The sequence below is a fragment of the Streptomyces globisporus genome (assembly GCF_003501885.1).
In the GTDB taxonomy this organism is placed as follows: Bacteria; Actinomycetota; Actinomycetes; order Streptomycetales; family Streptomycetaceae; genus Streptomyces; species Streptomyces globisporus_D.
On sequence record NZ_QWFA01000388.1, the window covers coordinates 1 to 3,601 of the forward strand.

Below are 3,601 nucleotides of genomic sequence, written 5' to 3' on the forward strand. Positions count from 1 at the left end.
CGGCGTCGTCGTCTCCCCGCTGATCGCCCTCATGCAGGACCAGGTCGACGCCCTGCGGGCGCTCGGAGTCCGGGCCGGCTTCATGAACTCCACGCAGGACTTCGACGAGCGCCGCTCGATGGAGGCGCAGTTCCTCGCGGGCGAGCTCGACATCCTCTACCTGGCGCCCGAGCGGCTGCGCCTGGACTCCACGCTCTCCCTGCTGGCCCGGGGCGAGGTCTCCGTCTTCGCGATCGACGAGGCGCACTGCGTCGCCCAGTGGGGCCACGACTTCCGCCCGGATTATCTGGCGCTGTCCGTGCTCGGCGAGCGCTGGCCGGACGTGCCGCGCATCGCCCTGACGGCGACCGCGACGAACGCGACGCACGAGGAGATCACCCGTCGGCTCGGCATGCCGGACGCGAAGCACTTCGTCGCGAGCTTCGACCGGCCGAACATCCAGTACCGGATCGTGCCGAAGGCCGACCCCAAGAAGCAGCTCCTCTCCTTCCTCAAGGAGGAGCACGCGGGGGACGCGGGCATCGTCTACTGCCTTTCGCGCAACTCCACCGAGAAGACCGCCGAGTATCTGACCCGCAACGGCATCGACGCCGTGCCGTACCACGCGGGCCTGGACGCCGGTACGCGCGCCGCCCACCAGGCGCGGTTCCTCCGCGAGGAGGGGCTCGTCGTCGTTGCGACGATCGCGTTCGGCATGGGTATCGACAAGCCGGACGTCCGTTTCGTCGCCCACATCGACCTCCCCAAGTCCGTCGAGGGGTACTACCAGGAGACCGGCCGCTCATCCAGGGCGGCGAGGGTGACGAGGCGTTCCGCCGCCGTGCCGCCTCCCATCTGGACTCCATGCTGGCCCTGTGCGAGACGGTCCAGTGCCGCCGGGCCCAGCTGCTGACCTACTTCGGCCAGGAGCCCACGGCCGCAGCCTGCGGCAACTGCGACACCTGCCTCACCCCGCCGGAGACCTGGGACGGCACGATCGTCTCCCAGAAGCTGCTCTCCACGGTGGTGCGGCTGAAGCGCGAGCGGAACCAGAAGTTCGGCGCGGGCCAGATCATCGACATCCTGCTCGGCCGCAAGACCGCGAAGGTCATCCAGGTCCTCACGGACGAGAGCGCGACGGTGCTCGGCCGGGAGCGCGATGTCCTGCTCCGCAAGGAGCCGAAGAAGCCGACGTCCCGCTCGTCGTCCTCGGCGGGCGGCGGCAGGGGCGCCAAGGGCAAGGCTGCCGCCGCCGACCTCCCCGAGTCCGCCGTCCCGGTCTTCGAGGCGCTGCGCGCCTGGCGCGGGGCGACGGCGAAGGAGCAGGGCGTCCCGGCGTACGTGATCTTCCACGACGCGACGCTGCGGGAGATCGCGACCGTCCACCCGACGACGATCGGGGAGCTGGGAGGCATCAGCGGCCTGGGCGAGAAGAAGCTCGCGACGTACGGGGAGGGCGTGCTGGCGGCCTTGGCGGAGACGTCCCCAGGAGCGGCCCCGGAGGCACCGACGCCCCCGGCCCCCGCCCCACGCACGACGGCTTCGGCCCGCACCGAGGCCCCCGCGGCCACGCAGCACAGCGACCCCGAGTTCGGCTGGGACGAGGAACCGCCCGAGTACGAGTGAGGCGCGGACCGGGCGGCGGGGTGAGCCCTACTCCGGGTCCGCCGCCCGGCTGCGGCGGGCCGTGATCGCCGTCAGATCCAGGTCCACGGTGAAGGGCACCGACACCTTCGTCCGGTCGCGGAAGATCCCGGTCGAGGGGTACGCGCCGGTGGCCGGCTCCCGCTCGAAGACGTACACCACGGCACGCCCGTCGTGGTTCTCCACCCGCCAGTAGTGGGGGATGGTCGCGCGGGCGTACTGCACGGGCTTGGTCTCCCGGTCGCGGGACAATGAATCCTCGGAGACCACCTCGACCACCAGGAGCACGGAATCGCTGGGCAACCGGGTCTGGTCCATGCTCCGGACGACAGGGGCCGACACGACGACCACATCGGGTTCGGGACGGTTGTGCCGATCGATGTCGATGGTGAAGCGGCTGATCGTGTGCGTACCGGGTGGAGCTGCGGCGCGCAGATGCTCCCCGAAGAAACTGGTGGCACGCGAGTGGAAGAGCGTCTGCGGGCAGGCGAACACGAGACTTCCGTCGATCAGCTCCGTGTGCGGAGGCAGATTCGGGAGTGTGTCCAGGTCGTCGGCGGTCCAGCCGCCCTCGGGTGGGACTGCCCACTGAGGCTCGGAGGTCTGGTCGTCCTCGTTCATCCGTGCTCCATGCGAGGAGTCTCGCGGGGCCGACCGGCGTATCCGCCGCGATCCGGATCCGGATGACCCGAACCTGGGCACGCCTGGCCGACACCGCAACGGGTCACGCCGGCCAGGTGCCTGTGACGCGTCGGGTCGCCTGGGCGCCCGAGCGTTCGACGGTGGCCTTGACCACGGCGAAGATCGCGCCCTGTACGGCGGCGGCGAGAAGGATCTGCCGCCACGGGCGGTCCTCGTCGAGGGCGTCGGGGGCGTCCCCCTCGCCTTCGATGACCTTCCACGTCTGTTTGAACACGGCGCTCGCGATCATGCCGCTGACCGCGCCGAGGGCGAACCCCATCGGCTTGTACGCGATCGTGGACGCCTTCACTTGTTACCCCCCCGGCCGCGGCGTATCAGCAGGAAGGCGACCAGCAGCGCGCGTGGCGGCCTGTGCGGTCTTCTCCTGCACGGGTTCCGGCGTCTTGTCCTTCACCGCCTGTGCGGCCTGCGCGGTCTTCTCGCGGATCTGGGCGGTGGCGGCTGCGGCCTGTTCCTTGACCGCCGCCGTCTTCTCCGCGGCCTGGACCTTCAGCTCGGCGGACTTCTCCGCGGCCTGTTCCTTCAGCTCGGCAGACTTTTCCGCAGCCTGCTTCTTCGCCGCCGCGGTCTTCTCCTTCGCCTGCGCCTTGACGTCGGCCTTGCCCGCCAATGCCTCGACGGTCTGGCCGAGTTCGTCGCGCGTGCGCTCGACCTGCTCGCGCAGTTCTTCGGGGGTGGGGGAACCCATCTTGTTCTGTGACTCGTCGTTCATCGGTGAGCCCTCTCCTTGACCTCGGCCAGATCGGCCTTGACGCTGTCGATGGTCTGCTCCGGCGTGGGGGTTCCGGCGCGGGCGATCTGCTTCTTGCCCGCGAGGGCGGCTGCTCCGGCCACCGCGGCCAGCACGGCCGTCACGATGAGGGCCGCCGCCCACAGCGGCAGGGCCAGCGCGAGTGCGGCGATGCAGGTCGCCACCAGGGCCTGAGCCGCCAGGATGCCGACGATCCCCGCGGTTCCGAACAGGCCGCCGCCCTTACCGAAGCGCTTGCCCTTCTCCGCCATCTCCGAACGTGCCAGCTGCATTTCCTCGCGGACCAGTTCCGAGATCTGCTGCGAGGCACGTGAGACGAGAACGCCCACCGGTTCATCGCCGGTGGTGGGGGTCTGCCGTCCTGCTGTGCTCATGATGAGGTCACCTGGCTCTTCCCTGTCGACATCGGCATCGGCATCGGCACGCGAAAGCGGAGCGCCGTGACGGAACCTCCGCATCCGGATGTGTGCTCCTACCGCCCGGCTACCCGCCAACCGCGTTCGCACCCGTCCCCACCGCCGGCAG

At 70.2% G+C, this 3,601-nt stretch carries 4 protein-coding genes and 1 pseudogene; 1 reads left to right on the forward strand and 4 read right to left on the reverse strand.

Translation table 11 applies throughout. From position 1 onward, the window contains the following. Positions 1–1,605 (forward strand): annotated as a pseudogene (locus D3105_RS33820) (RecQ family ATP-dependent DNA helicase); the annotation flags it as partial. 27 nt (positions 1,606–1,632) lie between these two features. Here the strand turns inward: D3105_RS33820 and D3105_RS33825 are convergent. From D3105_RS33825 to D3105_RS33840, 4 genes are all read right to left on the reverse strand, one after another. Then, positions 1,633–2,244, reverse strand: coding sequence for a Uma2 family endonuclease (locus D3105_RS33825; RefSeq protein WP_118906589.1), 612 nt, complete (start codon positions 2,242–2,244; stop codon positions 1,633–1,635). Between the two features lie 103 nt (positions 2,245–2,347). After that, positions 2,348–2,614: a DUF4235 domain-containing protein gene (locus D3105_RS33830; protein WP_118906590.1), complete on the reverse strand. Its 267-nt coding sequence runs from the start codon at positions 2,612–2,614 to the stop codon at positions 2,348–2,350. Between the two features lie 3 nt (positions 2,615–2,617). Further along, positions 2,618–3,037, reverse strand: a complete 420-nt coding sequence (locus tag D3105_RS33835; RefSeq protein ID WP_240647136.1) for a DUF3618 domain-containing protein — start codon at positions 3,035–3,037, stop codon at positions 2,618–2,620. Beyond that, positions 3,034–3,450, reverse strand: coding sequence for a phage holin family protein (locus tag D3105_RS33840; RefSeq protein ID WP_118906591.1), 417 nt, complete (start codon positions 3,448–3,450; stop codon positions 3,034–3,036). Before D3105_RS33840 ends, D3105_RS33835 begins: the two co-directional genes overlap by 4 nt. Between the last annotated feature and the right edge of the window lie 151 nt (positions 3,451–3,601).

Bases quoted from the DNA above. Each gene is read 5' to 3' on its own strand.
- D3105_RS33825 (WP_118906589.1), bottom strand. From the start codon at position 2,244: ATGAACGAGGACGACCAGACCTCCGAGCCTCAGTGGGCAGTCCCACCC.
- D3105_RS33840 (WP_118906591.1), bottom strand. From the start codon at position 3,450: ATGAGCACAGCAGGACGGCAGACCCCCACCACCGGCGATGAACCGGTG.
- D3105_RS33835 (WP_240647136.1), bottom strand. From the start codon at position 3,037: ATGAACGACGAGTCACAGAACAAGATGGGTTCCCCCACCCCCGAAGAA.